Source organism: Arcobacter sp. YIC-80 (assembly GCF_044841725.1).
Classification (GTDB): domain Bacteria; phylum Campylobacterota; class Campylobacteria; order Campylobacterales; family Arcobacteraceae; genus Arcobacter_B.
In genome coordinates, this window is the sequence record NZ_JBJBSI010000002.1 from 35097 (window position 1) to 49022 (window position 13926).

A 13926-nucleotide genomic window follows, 5' to 3' on the forward strand; every position below is an offset into this window, starting at 1 on the left:
AATTTACTTAATTTAAGTATTTTTTAAGTATCACTACACTATTATTCCACCTCATTAATAAAAGCGGAGAAAATAAATGAAATTTACTCAAATGGCAAAAGCTAACGAAATCGAAAGAGATTGGATAGTAGTAGACGCAGAAGGTAAGGTTTTTGGTAGAATCATTACTGAAGTTGCAACTATCTTAAGAGGTAAAAATAAACCTTGCTTTACACCACATGTTGATTGTGGAGATTACGTTGTAATCATTAACGCATCTAAAGCAAAATTTACAGGTGCTAAATTAGAAGACAAGAATTACTTCACTCACTCAGGATACTTTGGTTCTACTAAGACTCATAAAATGTCTGATATGTTAATTAATAACCCTGAGAAGTTATATAAACTTGCAACTAGAGGTATGTTACCAAAAACTACTTTAGGTAAAGCAATGTTAAAAAAATTAAAAGTATACGCAGGTTCAGAACACCCTCACACTGCGCAAATTAAAGGATAAGACTAATGGCAAAAGTTTACGCAACAGGAAGAAGAAAAACAGCTGTAGCTAAAGTATGGCTAGAAAATGGTAACGGTCAACTTACAATCAATGGTCAATCTTTAGACACATGGTTAGGTGGACACGAAGCAATTAAAAAAAGAGTTATGCAACCATTAGAAGTATCTAAACAAGAAACTTCTGTAAACATCGTAGTTAAATCTTTAGGTGGTGGTTACTCTGCACAAGCTGATGCTATTAGACACGGAATTTCAAGAGCTTTAGTTGCTTATGATGAGCAATTCAGAACTATCTTAAAGCCTTACGGATTATTAACAAGAGACGCAAGAGCAGTAGAAAGAAAGAAATACGGAAGAAGAAAAGCAAGAAAAAGCGGTCAATTCTCAAAAAGATAATCACTATTTTATCTTTATATACTTTGTTTTTACAAAAATCAAAAAGGAAGCAAGAAATTGCTTCCTTTTTTTTTATGTCAATTTTACTACAATACCTTATGAAAAATATAAAACCACTAATCAAAATTTTAATTGTTTTATCAATATTAGTAAGTACTGTTTTTGCTAGTACTCTAAATATGTCTATTAGTTCAAGTCCTAGTAGATTAAATCCTATTCTATCAAATGATACAGCAAGTACAGAAGTATCTAGTTGGCTTTTCAATGGTTTATTTAAATATGATAAAAATGGTAATCCAACAGTTGCTTTAGCAAAGTCTTATAAGTTCATAAGCCCTACAAAACTTCTTATAAAACTAAGAAAAAATGTGTTATGGCATGATAAAAAAAAGTTTACTTCAAAAGATGTAATTTTTACTTATGAACAAATAATTTCCCCAAAAGTCTTTAACTCAATAAAATCTAACTTTAAACTTGTAGAAAGTGTAAAAGCTTTAGATGAATATACGATTGAAGTGATTTATAAAAAACCTTATTTTAAAGCTTTAGAGACTTGGATGGTTGGAATTCTTCCTTATCATATTTTAAAAGATGAAAAAAATTTAATGACAAGTGATTTTAATAAAAAACCAATTGGTACGGGTCCATATAAAATAGACGGTTTTAAAACAGGTTCTGATATCAAGATATATGCTAATGATGATTATTTTGATGGTCGTCCTAAAATCGATGAAATAAATTTTAAGTTTTTACCAGATCCCAATACATCTTTTTTATTTTTAAAACAAAAAAAGCTTGATTTAGGAGGATTGACTCCTATGCAAGTTGATAGACAAATAAATGAAACATTTAAAGAAAATTATAGAATTATTGAAAAACAAAGTTTTGGTTATGCATATCTTGGTTTTAATTTAAGAAATGAGAAATTTAAAAACAAAAAAGTTAGAGAAGCAATTGCACTAGCAATTGATAAACAAGAATTAATTGACATTCTCTTTTTTGGTCATGCTAAAGTTGCTAATGGACCTTTCTTACCAGGAAGTTTTGCATACAATGATAAAGTTAAAACTACAAAAACAAATATTTTAAAAGCAAAAAAAATTTTAAAATCACTTGGGTTTAATAAAAATAATCCTTTTACTTTTGAAATTATTACAAATACAGGTAATGACATAAGAGTAAATGCTGCTCAAATACTTCAATATCAGTTAGCAAAAGCTGGTATAAAAATGAAAATCAGAGTGATGGAATGGCAAGCATTTTTAAATACTGCTGTAAATCCAAGAAACTTTGAAGCTATATTACTTGCTTGGAGTCTTGCTTTAATGCCTGATGCTTACCCTTTATGGCATAGTGATTCAGATAAGCTTGGAGGATTTAATCTTGTAGGATACAGAAATAAAGAAGTTGATGAACTAATAGAAAAAGGTGCTAATACTGTAAATAGAGAAAAGTTAAGTACTATTTATAAAAAAATTTATAAAAAAATAGCAGAAGACTTGCCTTATGTATTTTTATATATACCAAATTCTATTACTGTTGTAAATAAAGATATAAAAAATATTAAACCTGCTTTTTTAGGTATAACATATAATCAAAAAGATTGGATAAAGGAATAAATATAAATGAATAAAGATACAATAATACTATTTGATTTAGACGGAACACTAATAGACTCAACAGATGCAATTGTTTCATGTTTTTATCACTCATTTAAAGAATTAAACTTTGAATTTAAAGGAACAACAGAAGATATTAAAAACCTTATTGGATACCCCCTTGATGTAATGTATGTAAATTTAGGAGTTGAAGATAGTAAAAAATGGAATTTTGTAGATTCATACAAAAACCAATATAGAAAAATTTCAAAAGAGCAGACATACCTTTTAGAAAATGCAATTGAAGCAGTACAATATGCTTCATCTTATGCAAGACTTTCAGTGGTTACAACAAAAACAAGAATGTATACAATGCCTCTTTTAGAAAACTTAAATATAGACAAGCACTTTGAGATAGTTACAGGAAGAGAAAATGTACAAAATCCAAAGCCACATCCAGAACCTATTGATATAACATTAAAACAAATGAATTATGACAAAGATAAACATGATGTATGGATGATAGGTGATACAAAACTTGATTTAATTGCTGCAAAAGAAGCAAAGGTAAATAGTATTGGAGTTTTATGTGGCTATGGAAAAAAAGAAGAATTACTACTTTATACAGATAAAATTCAAAATAATGCTTATGAAGCTGTAAAATTTATAAAAGAGCAAAAAATTTAAAACTTTTTGCTCTAAGAGACTCAATTTCTTAAATAAAAAAGCTTAATCTAAACTTATTTTTTGATATTAATAACAGCTTCCTATATATTTTTAAGACACAAACCCTATAGTAAATATGTGAATTAATAATAATTAAAAATTTATTAGTAAACACCATAAATTAAGACTTTATTTCTTAGTAAACTAATTAAATAAGATTGTTTTTATTATTTTAAAAAACTTTTTTCTTATAAAATACTAGTGATTAATTAATTTAATTGTGTTAAGAAAAGTTACATATCTACACTTAAAAAACTTAATGAAAGTACATTCTAAGTTAAAAGTATGTATAATAGTTAAGACTAATTAAATTTTTTAAGTCAAATTTAATAATTAAGGAGCCACTATGTTAGAAATTAGATGGCATAGCCGTGCAGGTCAAGGTGCTGTTACTGGAGCAAAAGGACTTGGTTCTATTGTTGCACAATCTGGAAAAGAAGTTCAAGCTTTCGCTTTTTATGGTTCAGCAAAAAGAGGTGCGTCAATGACTGCCTACAATAGAATTGATGATAAAGTTATTTTAAATCATGAAAAATTTATGAGTCCTGATTTTGTATTTATACTAGATCCAGGATTAGCATTTACTGATGATTTTACTGCTAATGGTAAAGATACTACAAAATATATTATTACTACACACCTTAGCAAACAAGAGTTAATAGACTCAGTTCCTGAATTACAAGGGATTGAAGACAGAGTATACATTTTAGACTGTCTACAAATAGCTAGAGATACTATTGGTAGAGCTATTCCAAATACACCAATGCTTGGTGCATTTATGAAAGTTAGCGGAATGTATGAATTAGAGTTCTTTAAAGAGGCAATGCAAGGGGTATTAAAAAAATTACCTCAAAATATTATTGATGCTAATATGGTTGCAATCCAAAGAGCTTACGACGAAGTTCACTAAAGGATAAAATATGAGTAAACCAATTAATGAAATGGGATGGGATGAGCTAGTACCAGGTGCTGCTTTATATACATTCGAAGGTGATGTTGATTATAACATTGCTGATATTCAACCAGAAGAAAGAAATTATTCTGAGACAAGTTCAAAAAGTATGTCAGTAGGAGACTGGAGAATTATTAAACCAGTTTGGAACTCTGAAACATGTATTGATTGTCAAAACTGTTGGGTATTCTGTCCGGATACTTCAATTATTGCTAGAAATAAAGAGATGAAAGGTGTTGATTACGAACACTGTAAAGGATGTGGTCTATGTGTAAGTGTATGTCCTACTAATCCAAAATCTTTATTAATGTTCAACGAATATGAAACTGTTGAAGATGCACTTGCTAAATGGCCAGAAAAGAAGAAAAGAGGTGAAAAGTAATGAATAGTAGAGAAATGGAATTAAACGAGGTAGAAGTTTGGGATGGTAACATGGCAAACTCTCAGGCTCTTAGACAAGCCGACGTTGATGTAGTTGCTGCTTATCCTATTACTCCTTCAACTGCAACAGTAGAAAACTATGCAATGTTCCATGCAAACGGATATATTGATGGTGAAGTTATTATGACTGAGTCTGAGCATGCTGCAATGTCAGGATGTATCGGTGCTGGAGCTGCTGGTGGTAGAGTTGCTACTGCAACTTCTTCTCAAGGTTTAGCACTTATGATTGAAACTTTATACCAAGCATCAGGTATGAGAATTCCAGTTGTATTATGTCTTGTAAATAGAGCTTTAGCTGCACCTCTTAACGTAAATGGAGATCACTCTGACCTTTACTTAACAAGAGATTCAGGATGGGTATCAATTGACGCATTTAACCCACAACAAGCTTATGATATGACTTTAATGTCATTTAAAATTTCTGAGCATCCAGCTGTTAGATTACCAGTAATATCTAATCAAGATGGATTTATGACTTCACATACTGCACAAAATGTGACTCCTTTAAAAGACGAAGTTGCTGCGAAATTTGTTGGTGAATACACTAAAGTAAATGCATTATTAGATTTTGACAAACCTGTAACACATGGTGTACAAACTGAACAAGATTGGCACTTTGAGCATAAAGCTAAACAACACGCTGCATTAATGGCATCAAAAGATGTAGTAAAAGAAATTTTTGCTGAATTCAAAGAATTAACTGGTAGAGAATATAAACTAGTTGAATCTTATGGAATGGAAGATGCAGAAGTAGCTATCGTATGTTTAGGTTCAACTTATGAAACTGCTATGCTTGCTATTGATCAATTAAAAGAAGAAGGTATTAATGCTGGTGTTGTTGCACCTAGATTATTTAGACCTTTCCCATTAGAAGAAGTAGCACATGAGTTACAAAAGGTTAAAGCTGTAGCTTGTATGGATAGATCTGCTCCTGGTGGAACTGTTGGTGCATTATACAACGAAGTTTCTGGTGCATTATTCAATACACCTGCAAGACCTTTAATGTCTAACTTAATCTATGGATTAGGTGGTAGAGATATGACAGTTGCAGGATTAAAAGATATCTTTAGAACATTAGATAAAGAAGCAAAAGATGGTAAATTATCAGGTAATATCCAAAGATTAATTGGTGTTAGAGGTCCTGAATTAAGCTTCTACAATGTGGAAGGAAAATAAATATGAGTACACAAAAAGTAATTAAAAACTTAAAAACATTTTCAACAGCAGCAGAGAGATTTGAAGGTTCACACCTTTTATGTCCTGGTTGTGCTCACTCTATTATCGTAAGAGAAGTTTTAAATGCAACTAATGATAACTTAGTTGTATCTGCTTCTACTGGATGTTTAGAAGTTTGTACAGCAATTTATCCTCATACTTCATGGGACTGTTCTTGGATTCATATTGGATTTGAAAACTCTTCAACTGCAATGGCAGGTGTTGAAACTATGAACAAAGCCTTAAGAAATAAAGGTAGAATTGCAGCAGATGAGCCACAACCAAAGTTTGTAACATTTGGTGGTGATGGTTCTACTTATGATATTGGTTTCCAATGGATTTCTGGTTGTTTTGAAAGAGGACATGATTTCATGTACGTTTGTTTAGATAATGAAGTATATGCAAATACAGGTGGTCAAAGATCATCTTCAACTCCTATTGGTTCTTCAACAACAACAGCTCCTGCTGGATCTCACTCTTATGGTGAAAGAAGACAAAAGAAAGATATCGTATCTATTATGGCAGCTCATGGTGCTCCTTATGTTGCACAAGTTGCTCCAAATAAATGGAAAGATATGGTTAAAAAAATCCAAAGAGGATTTGATACAGAAGGTCCTGTATTTATCAATGCAATGTCTGCTTGTACTACTGAGTGGAAATTCGCACCAAACCAAACTATTGAAGTATCTGATTTAGCAGTTGATTCATTAGTTTTCCCATTATATGAAATTATTGATGGTAGAGAATTAAACATCACTTACAGACCAAAAAATATTGTACCAGTAAGAGATTACTTAGGTGCACAACCAAGATTCAAACACTTATTCAAACCAGAAAATGAATATTTAATTGAAGAATGGCAAAAAAGAATTGACGAAAGATGGGCATTCTTACAAAAAAGAGAAGAAATTAGAATGTAATTTTTCTATGCTTGCTCTAGGAAGGCTCCTTTTTTCTAGGGCAGCATAAAACATAAATATTATTACAATATTGACTTAATACTAACATGAAATAATATAAACCCTTACCCTATTTAGCTTCCTTCCATGGGTATAGGGTTTATATATTAAACTACAAAGCTTTTATATATTTTATATAATCTTTTCCATAAATATCAAGAGTCTCTTCACTTAAAACAGTTTCTGTATTATAAGTTATATAAGGTTTTAGATAATTCATTTTTACATAATTAGCAGTGATTTCAAAAGGAAATAAAAACTCCTCAACATATTTTTTATCTTTACCTGTTTCACAAAATGCTTCTTTTGCACCTCCACAACTAATAGCAATAGCAAGAGATTTGTTTTCTAACATATAAGTTCTAGCATGAGCAAACCCAGGCTCTAGTACTCTATCAAACCATTCTTTTAAAAGTGAGGGTGAACTAAACCAATACATAGGAAATTGAAAAAGAATAATATCATTTTCTAAAAGCAGTTTTTGCTCAAGCTTAACATCTATTTTAAAATCTGGATATTTACTATATAAATTATTTACAGTCACATTTGGTATATTTTCAACACTACTTAACAACTTTTTATTTACAACTGACTCTTCAATATTTGGATGAACCAAGTTTATTAAAATTTTTTTCATTTCTGTTCCTTTTTTATTAGATTTATAGAATTGTAGTTAAAATATGAATATAATGTAAGTATGTACTTTTATGTAATATACTATCAAAAAGGAAAGCACTAAATGAAAAAAACTGACTTCAAACCCCTAATAGACACACCTTTTGGATATACTTTATCTTTAATTTCAGGAAAATGGAAAATGGTAATTTTATATTTATTAGATGAATACAAAGTAATAAGATACAACGAATTACAAAGAAAAATTGGTTCAATCACTTATAAAATGTTAAGTTCTCAATTAAAAGAACTAGAAGAATGTGATCTTATAAAAAGAAAAGAATATCCAGTTATTCCTCCAAAAGTTGAATATAGTTTAAGTAAAAGAGGAAAAACACTAATTCCAATCTTAGATGCAATGTGTGAATGGGGTTCAACTCAAAAACCAGAATTATGTCAATATAGATAAAGCTAGATTTTTTAAATTCTAAATCTTTTTTATTTTTCTTACATTTTTTTTACCTAAACTTAAAATATATAAACAAAAGGATAGAAAAATGAAAAATATAGCTACAAAATTTTGTAAAAGTTTAACAATTGTAGGTTTACTAGTTGCAGGTTCTGCCTCATCAACTTTCGCTAATAATGTTGAAAAAGTACATTTCTTAATTCCAGGTGGAGCTGGTGGTGGTTGGGATGGAACTGCTAGAGGTGTGGGAGAGGCACTTAAAAAATCTGGATTAGTGAAAGAAACATCATTTGAAAATATGTCTGGTGGTGGAGGTGGTAAAGCCATTGCTTATTTAATAGAAACTGCTAAAAAACAAAAAAATACCTTAATGGTTAACTCTACTCCTATTGTAATTCGATCACTTCAAGGTGTTTTCCCTCAATCTTTTAGAGATTTAACTTTAGTTTCATCAGTTGTTGCTGATTATGGTGCTTTAGTTGTTAAAACTGATTCTAAGTATAAAACATGGGCAGATGTAAAAACTGCATTCGATAAAAATCCAAGAAAAGTAAAAATTGCAGGTGGAAGTTCAAGAGGTTCTATGGATCACTTAGTTGCTGCACAAATATTTAAAGCAGCAGGAGGAAACCCAACTAGTGTAAGATATGTAGCTTATGATGCAGGTGGAAAAGCTTTAGCAGGACTGTTAACAGGTGAAGTTGATGTATTATCAACTGGACTTGGGGAAGTTTTAGAAAAACACAAAAAAGGAGAAGTAAGAATTATTGGTATTACTTCAAATAAAGATATTGAAGGAATACCAAGCTTTAAGGGAATGGGAGTAGATGCTTACTTTGCTAATTGGAGAGGTTTTTTTGCTGCGCCAAATTTACCACAAGAAAAAGTTGATGCATTCGCTGCTACTTTAGGAAAAATGTATGATACTAAAGAGTGGGAAGATGTAAGAAAAAGAAATGGTTGGACAAATCTTTATCAACCAAAAGAAGAGTTTAATACATTTTTAGAAAAACAAGAAAAAATCATCTCTTCTCTTATGAAAGAAATGGGATTTTTATAGGATAAGTAGAGAAAATTCTCTACTTTGACAAAGGATTTATTATGACAAAAAATATTATTGGTTCAATATTCTTTTTAGGTTTTTCTTGTTTTTATTTTTTTAATGTATTTAATATAAAAAAAATGCCAGGTTCACAGTTTGAAGTAATGACAGCATCTACTTTTCCTTTTTATATAGGAATTTCAGGTATTGTTATTTCAGGTATTATCTTGATTTTTTCAATAGTAAAAAAAGATGAAGATGCATTATCATTATCTTATCTTAAAACTTTAGACTTTAAAACAACTACTTTATTTATAGTAGCAATGATTTTCTATGGCTTTACTATTAGAACCTTAGGTTTTATCTTAGCTACGATTATCTTCTTAGCAATTGGTTTTTTTATACTAAAAGAGAAAAATTTAAAAAGAATTTTTTTAATCTCAGTGGGTGTATCTGTAGGGTTTTACATAATTCTAAATAATCTTTTAGGTGTATATATAGACCCCGGAATGATTTTTGATAGTTTAGCAGGAGGTGAATCATGATGGATGGTATATTTCAAGGGGTAAGTACTGCTCTTTCAGGCTACAATATATTTATGGTTGCTGTTGGTTGTTTTGCTGGTACATTTATTGGTATGCTTCCAGGACTTGGGCCTATTTCAGCTATTGCACTTATGATTCCAATAACTTATGGTATGGATCCAGCTTCTGGACTTATCTTAATTGCTGGTGTTTATTATGGTGCTATTTTTGGAGGTTCAACTTCATCAATTCTAATCAATGCCCCAGGTGTTGCAGGAACTGTTGCTAGTTCATTTGATGGTTATCCAATGGCTAAAAAAGGTCAAGCAGGTAAAGCTTTAGCAATTGCCGCTTATGCTTCTTTTACAGGTGGAACAATTGCTGCTGTATTTTTGCTAATTGCAGCACCAGCACTAGCAAGTGTAAGTTTAAGTTTCCAATCATCTGACTACTTTGCTTTAATGATATTAGGTTTAACTGCCGTTGCTGCCTTTGCTGGTAAAGGGAAGTTTTTAAAAGCTGCCATTATGACAATATTTGGTCTTATGTTGGCAACTGTTGGAACAGATAGTGATTCAGGTATTGCTAGATTTACTTTTGGTAGATTAGATTTAATTGATGGTATTTCATTTTTGCTTTTAGCTATGGCAGCCTTTGCTTTATCAGAAGCACTTATGAATGTACTTGAAAATAAAGAACCTAGTGATAAAGAAAAAGAAGAACTTAAAAAAGATATAGGTTCATTAAAACTTACAAAATCAGAAGTTAAGGAGATGGTTCCAACTGTTGGAAGATCTTCTGTTCTTGGTTTTTTTGTTGGAGTTCTTCCAGGTGCAGGTGCTACTATTGCTTCTTTTTTAGCTTATGGAATGGAAAGAAGTTTTGCAAAAGCAAAAGAAAAACTTACTTTTGGAAAAGGAAATGTAAAAGGTTTAGCAGCCCCAGAGAGTGCAAATAATGCAGCCTGTTCAGGTTCCTTTGTACCATTATTAACTCTTGGTATTCCAGGGTCTGGAACAACTGCTATTATTTTAGGTGCATTAATTTCTTATGGAATTCAGCCAGGACCTACAATGTATGTGGATAATCCTGCTCTATTTTGGTCAGTAATTATCTCTATGTATATTGGGAATATTGTTCTTTTGATTTTAAATCTACCATTAATTCCTTATATTGCTAAGTTATTAACATTGCCAAGACAGCTGTTGTTACCACTTATTATATTCTTCTCATTGATTGGAGTTTACTTAGTGACATTTAACAACTTTGATATTTATATGATGACTATCTTTGCTGTTGTTGCATTGTTTTTAAGACTTATTGATTATCCTATGGCTCCAATGATTTTAGGATTTATCTTAGGTGGAATGATGGAAGATAATCTAAGACGTGCACTTACGATAAGTGATGGTTCATTGTCATTCTTATGGGAAAGACCTATTACTTTAAGTATTTTGATAATTACTGTTCTAATTTTATTTATGCCACTAATTAGTGAGTTTTTTGCTAAAATGAAAGAAAAGAGAAAAGAAGCGTAATGCTTCTTTTTTATATGGATTTATCATGGAAAACTTTAAAGATTATACAATACTATATATTGAAGATGATGAAGGTGTAAGAACTATAAATTCAAGATTCTTAAATCGTATGTTTTATAAACTTTATGAAGCGTGTGATGGAAAAGAAGGATTAGAATTATACGAAAAACATCAACCTGATATAATTCTAACAGATATAAACATGCCAAAATTAAATGGTTTAGAGCTAGCAAAAAAAATAAGACAAACAGATAAAGACACAAAGATTATAATTTCAACAGCCTTTAGTGATAAAGACTATTTACTTGAAGCTATTGAACTTAATTTAGAGAAATATATAATCAAACCACTTACAAGTAGAAACCTACTTCCTGTCCTTACAAAAGTAGTTGAAACATTAGAAAAAACAAAAGAAAAAAAGATATATCTTGATAAAAATTTTTATTTTGATAACACAACATCTCTTTTTTATGTAGATGAGAAAGTTCTTGATTTAACAAAAAAAGAACTACTTTTTTTAAAACTTTTAGTTTTAAATAAAAATAGACTTGTAAACTATAAAGAAATAGAACAATATGTTTGGGAAGAAGAACCCATGAGTTTAAATTCGCTTCGTACAAATATTGGTTTTCTAAGAAAAAAGATTCCCTTTAACTGTATAAAAAATATATCAAATATGGGGTATAAATTAAGTCTTGAAAAAAAACTATAAGAAAAACGTAGAACAAAGAATAAAGAAAATAACACTTCTTAGTTCTACTATTATTATACTACTTGTTGCTACTATTATAGGATCAAATCTAATAAAAACAGAATATAATAACTTCAAGAATCATATAAAAAACTTCAAGAATACAATAATCCATAGAGAAAAATTTTATATAAAGACAGCTATTGAAAATCTAAAAAATGATATTGAATTTGAACGACTTTCCATTTTAAATAGCAAAAAACAAAGAATAAAAAACCAATCAATTATTGCCCATAATCTTGCCATTTCTCTTTATGAAAACTCAAAAAACCTATCCAAAAAAGAACAAAAAAAGTTAATTATCTCTTCTATTAGACAAATAGCTCAAAAACAAAATGATATTCACTATTTTATTTATGATATAAATGGAAATTTACTTTTAAATACTGAAAATCCAAGAAATGAAGGAGTGAATTTTTTAGATTTTGAAGATATAAATGGTGTAAAGTTTATAAATGAGATGATTAATGCAAAGCAAAATAAACAAAACTATGTGGAATATTTTTGGTACAAACCAAACAAAAGAATCACTTACTCAAGACATATAAAAGAACTTGGTCTTATCATAGGTTCTGCTTCTTTTTTAGAGAGTAGAAAAGAGGAATTAAAAGAAAAACTTCTAAAAAAAATAATACTTCAAAACTTTAATGAAGAAGAGTTTTTATTTATATACAAACTAAATAGTTTAAATAATATCACTACTCAAAGTAATTTACTTATTGAAAAAAATATACAAACCTCAAAAGATGAGCTTCTAGCAGTTGAGAAACTAATGATAAAATCAAACTACAAAGGAAACGACTACCTCATCTATGATAATAAACAAAAAATTTTCTATGGAACTTTTCTTACAAACCTTAGATACTTTATAGCTGTAGGAGTTGATTTATCTCAAATATATAATTTAATAGAAAAAGAAAGAGTTATATCTTTAGATAATATGTATAAAAACATCATCAAACTTTTTATAATCATAAGTATTATGACTATTATATTTTTTATTTTTTCACTATTATTTACAAAAAAGATTGAATTTCTTTTTAATAAATATAAAAAAACAGTAAAAGAAAATGAAGAAAAATACGCCCTACTTTTTAACTATAGTAATGATGGCTTTATTATCTCAGAAGTAAATAAAAGCTCTACTAATATTCTAAGTCTAAATAGTACAGCTTTAAAAACTATAGGATACGAAACAAAAGAGATTTTATATCAAGACTTTTTCAACTTATTTGAGAACTTAACACTTGATGATATTATTGCAGAGAAATCATTGTTTAGAACTGTGAAATTATTCACAAAAGAGAATAAACTTAGAACTATTGAACTAAATGCCATGATGTATTTGTATGAAGATAAAAAACTAATCTTCGCATCACTTCGTGATATTACAGAAAGAACATTATTAAAAGAAGAAAAACTAAAACAAGAAAAATTACTAATACAAAAATCAAAAATGGCTGCTATGGGTGAAATGATAGGTAATATCGCTCATCAATGGAGACAGCCTCTATCTCAGATATCAGGACTTTTCTTCGATATAGAATCAGCTTATGACTTTAAAGAACTTGACAAAAAATACCTTACTAAGAGAGTTGATGAAGCAAATGATATACTTGAGTATATGTCAAGAACAATTGATGATTTTAGAAATTTCTTCAATCCAAACTCAATAAGAGAAGAGTTTAATATAAAAGAAACAATTACAAATGCAGTGAAAATAGTAAACTCAACTTTAAACTATCATAATATACAAATACAAATAGATCAAGAGCTTAAAATAAATGGCTACAAAAATGAATATGCTCAAGCCATAATAAATATAATCTCAAATGCAAAAGATATTTTAATTGAGAGAAAAATAAAAGAACCCTTGATAAAAATATATATGAAAGATAAAAATACTCTATGTATTGAAGATAATGCAGGTGGAATAAATAAAGAGATTATAGAGAAAATATTTGATCCTTACTTTACTACTAAGTTTGACTATGGAACGGGGATTGGATTATATATGACAAAACTCATTATTGAAGAGAAAATGAATGGAGTTATAGAAGTTGAAAACTCACAACTTGGAGCAATTTTTAGTATAGAAATTTAGAATTTCATTTTTCTTACATTTTTCTAATATATAATTGCTTTGTGAGTATTATAGATAATTAAGTATTTAAGCCCATACCTCCAACCTATTCTGTGATTGAA

At 29.3% G+C, this 13926-nt stretch carries 15 protein-coding genes; 14 read left to right on the top strand and 1 reads right to left on the bottom strand.

Annotated elements, in window-relative coordinates; all coding sequences use genetic code 11:
- Nucleotides 1–76 precede the first annotated feature (76 nt).
- The 8 genes from rplM (at nt 77) to ACH5BK_RS04215 (ending at nt 6743) form a co-directional block, all read left to right on the top strand.
- Entirely contained in the window at nt 77–496 is a 420-nt protein-coding gene (rplM, locus tag ACH5BK_RS04180; RefSeq protein ID WP_404304738.1) for a 50S ribosomal protein L13, read from the top strand.
- 5 nt (nt 497–501) lie between these two features.
- Nucleotides 502–891 carry a 30S ribosomal protein S9 gene (gene rpsI, locus ACH5BK_RS04185; RefSeq protein ID WP_404304740.1) on the top strand — a complete coding sequence of 130 codons (390 nt, stop codon included), beginning with the start codon at nt 502–504 and terminating at the stop codon, nt 889–891.
- Between the two features lie 98 nt (nt 892–989).
- The gene (locus ACH5BK_RS04190; protein WP_404304742.1) at nt 990–2510 is read left to right on the top strand and encodes a peptide-binding protein; all 1521 of its coding nucleotides are present in this window, start codon (nt 990–992) and stop codon (nt 2508–2510) included.
- A 6-nt stretch (nt 2511–2516) separates the two neighbouring features.
- Nucleotides 2517–3176, top strand: coding sequence for an HAD family hydrolase (locus ACH5BK_RS04195; RefSeq protein ID WP_404304744.1), 660 nt, complete (start codon nt 2517–2519; stop codon nt 3174–3176).
- A gap of 385 nt (nt 3177–3561) precedes the next feature.
- On the top strand, nt 3562–4125 hold the full coding sequence (locus tag ACH5BK_RS04200) for a pyruvate flavodoxin oxidoreductase subunit gamma (RefSeq protein WP_404304745.1): 564 nt from the start codon (nt 3562–3564) through the stop codon (nt 4123–4125).
- Nucleotides 4126–4135: 10 nt separating this feature from the next.
- The gene (locus ACH5BK_RS04205) at nt 4136–4549 is read left to right on the top strand and encodes a 4Fe-4S dicluster-binding protein (RefSeq protein ID WP_404304747.1); all 414 of its coding nucleotides are present in this window, start codon (nt 4136–4138) and stop codon (nt 4547–4549) included.
- The gene (locus tag ACH5BK_RS04210) at nt 4549–5784 is read left to right on the top strand and encodes a 2-oxoacid:ferredoxin oxidoreductase subunit alpha (protein ID WP_404304748.1); all 1236 of its coding nucleotides are present in this window, start codon (nt 4549–4551) and stop codon (nt 5782–5784) included. Before ACH5BK_RS04205 ends, ACH5BK_RS04210 begins: the two co-directional genes overlap by 1 nt.
- 2 nt (nt 5785–5786) lie before the next feature.
- Nucleotides 5787–6743: a thiamine pyrophosphate-dependent enzyme gene (locus ACH5BK_RS04215; RefSeq protein ID WP_404304750.1), complete on the top strand. Its 957-nt coding sequence runs from the start codon at nt 5787–5789 to the stop codon at nt 6741–6743.
- A gap of 151 nt (nt 6744–6894) precedes the next feature.
- On the opposite strand, the gene ACH5BK_RS04220 is transcribed toward ACH5BK_RS04215, so the two are convergent.
- Nucleotides 6895–7419, bottom strand: a complete 525-nt coding sequence (locus tag ACH5BK_RS04220; protein ID WP_404304752.1) for an NAD(P)H-dependent oxidoreductase — start codon at nt 7417–7419, stop codon at nt 6895–6897.
- A 102-nt stretch (nt 7420–7521) separates the two neighbouring features.
- On the opposite strand from ACH5BK_RS04220, the gene ACH5BK_RS04225 reads away from it, so the two are divergent.
- The 6 genes from ACH5BK_RS04225 to ACH5BK_RS04250 all read left to right on the top strand — a co-directional run bounded on the left by ACH5BK_RS04225 (nt 7522) and on the right by ACH5BK_RS04250 (nt 13825).
- Complete coding sequence (locus tag ACH5BK_RS04225; protein ID WP_404304754.1) at nt 7522–7866, top strand: winged helix-turn-helix transcriptional regulator; 345 nt, start codon at nt 7522–7524, stop codon at nt 7864–7866.
- Between the two features lie 88 nt (nt 7867–7954).
- A complete protein-coding gene (locus tag ACH5BK_RS04230; protein WP_404304756.1) occupies nt 7955–8926 on the top strand; it encodes a tripartite tricarboxylate transporter substrate binding protein in 972 nt (323 codons plus the stop codon).
- 41 nt (nt 8927–8967) lie between these two features.
- The gene (locus tag ACH5BK_RS04235; RefSeq protein ID WP_404304758.1) at nt 8968–9453 is read left to right on the top strand and encodes a tripartite tricarboxylate transporter TctB family protein; all 486 of its coding nucleotides are present in this window, start codon (nt 8968–8970) and stop codon (nt 9451–9453) included.
- Nucleotides 9453–10970 carry a tripartite tricarboxylate transporter permease gene (locus tag ACH5BK_RS04240; RefSeq protein ID WP_404304760.1) on the top strand — a complete coding sequence of 506 codons (1518 nt, stop codon included), beginning with the start codon at nt 9453–9455 and terminating at the stop codon, nt 10968–10970. Before ACH5BK_RS04235 ends, ACH5BK_RS04240 begins: the two co-directional genes overlap by 1 nt.
- 25 nt (nt 10971–10995) lie before the next feature.
- On the top strand, nt 10996–11682 hold the full coding sequence (locus ACH5BK_RS04245; RefSeq protein ID WP_404304762.1) for a response regulator: 687 nt from the start codon (nt 10996–10998) through the stop codon (nt 11680–11682).
- On the top strand, nt 11666–13825 hold the full coding sequence (locus ACH5BK_RS04250; protein WP_404304764.1) for a cache domain-containing protein: 2160 nt from the start codon (nt 11666–11668) through the stop codon (nt 13823–13825). Before ACH5BK_RS04245 ends, ACH5BK_RS04250 begins: the two co-directional genes overlap by 17 nt.
- Nucleotides 13826–13926 lie beyond the last annotated feature (101 nt).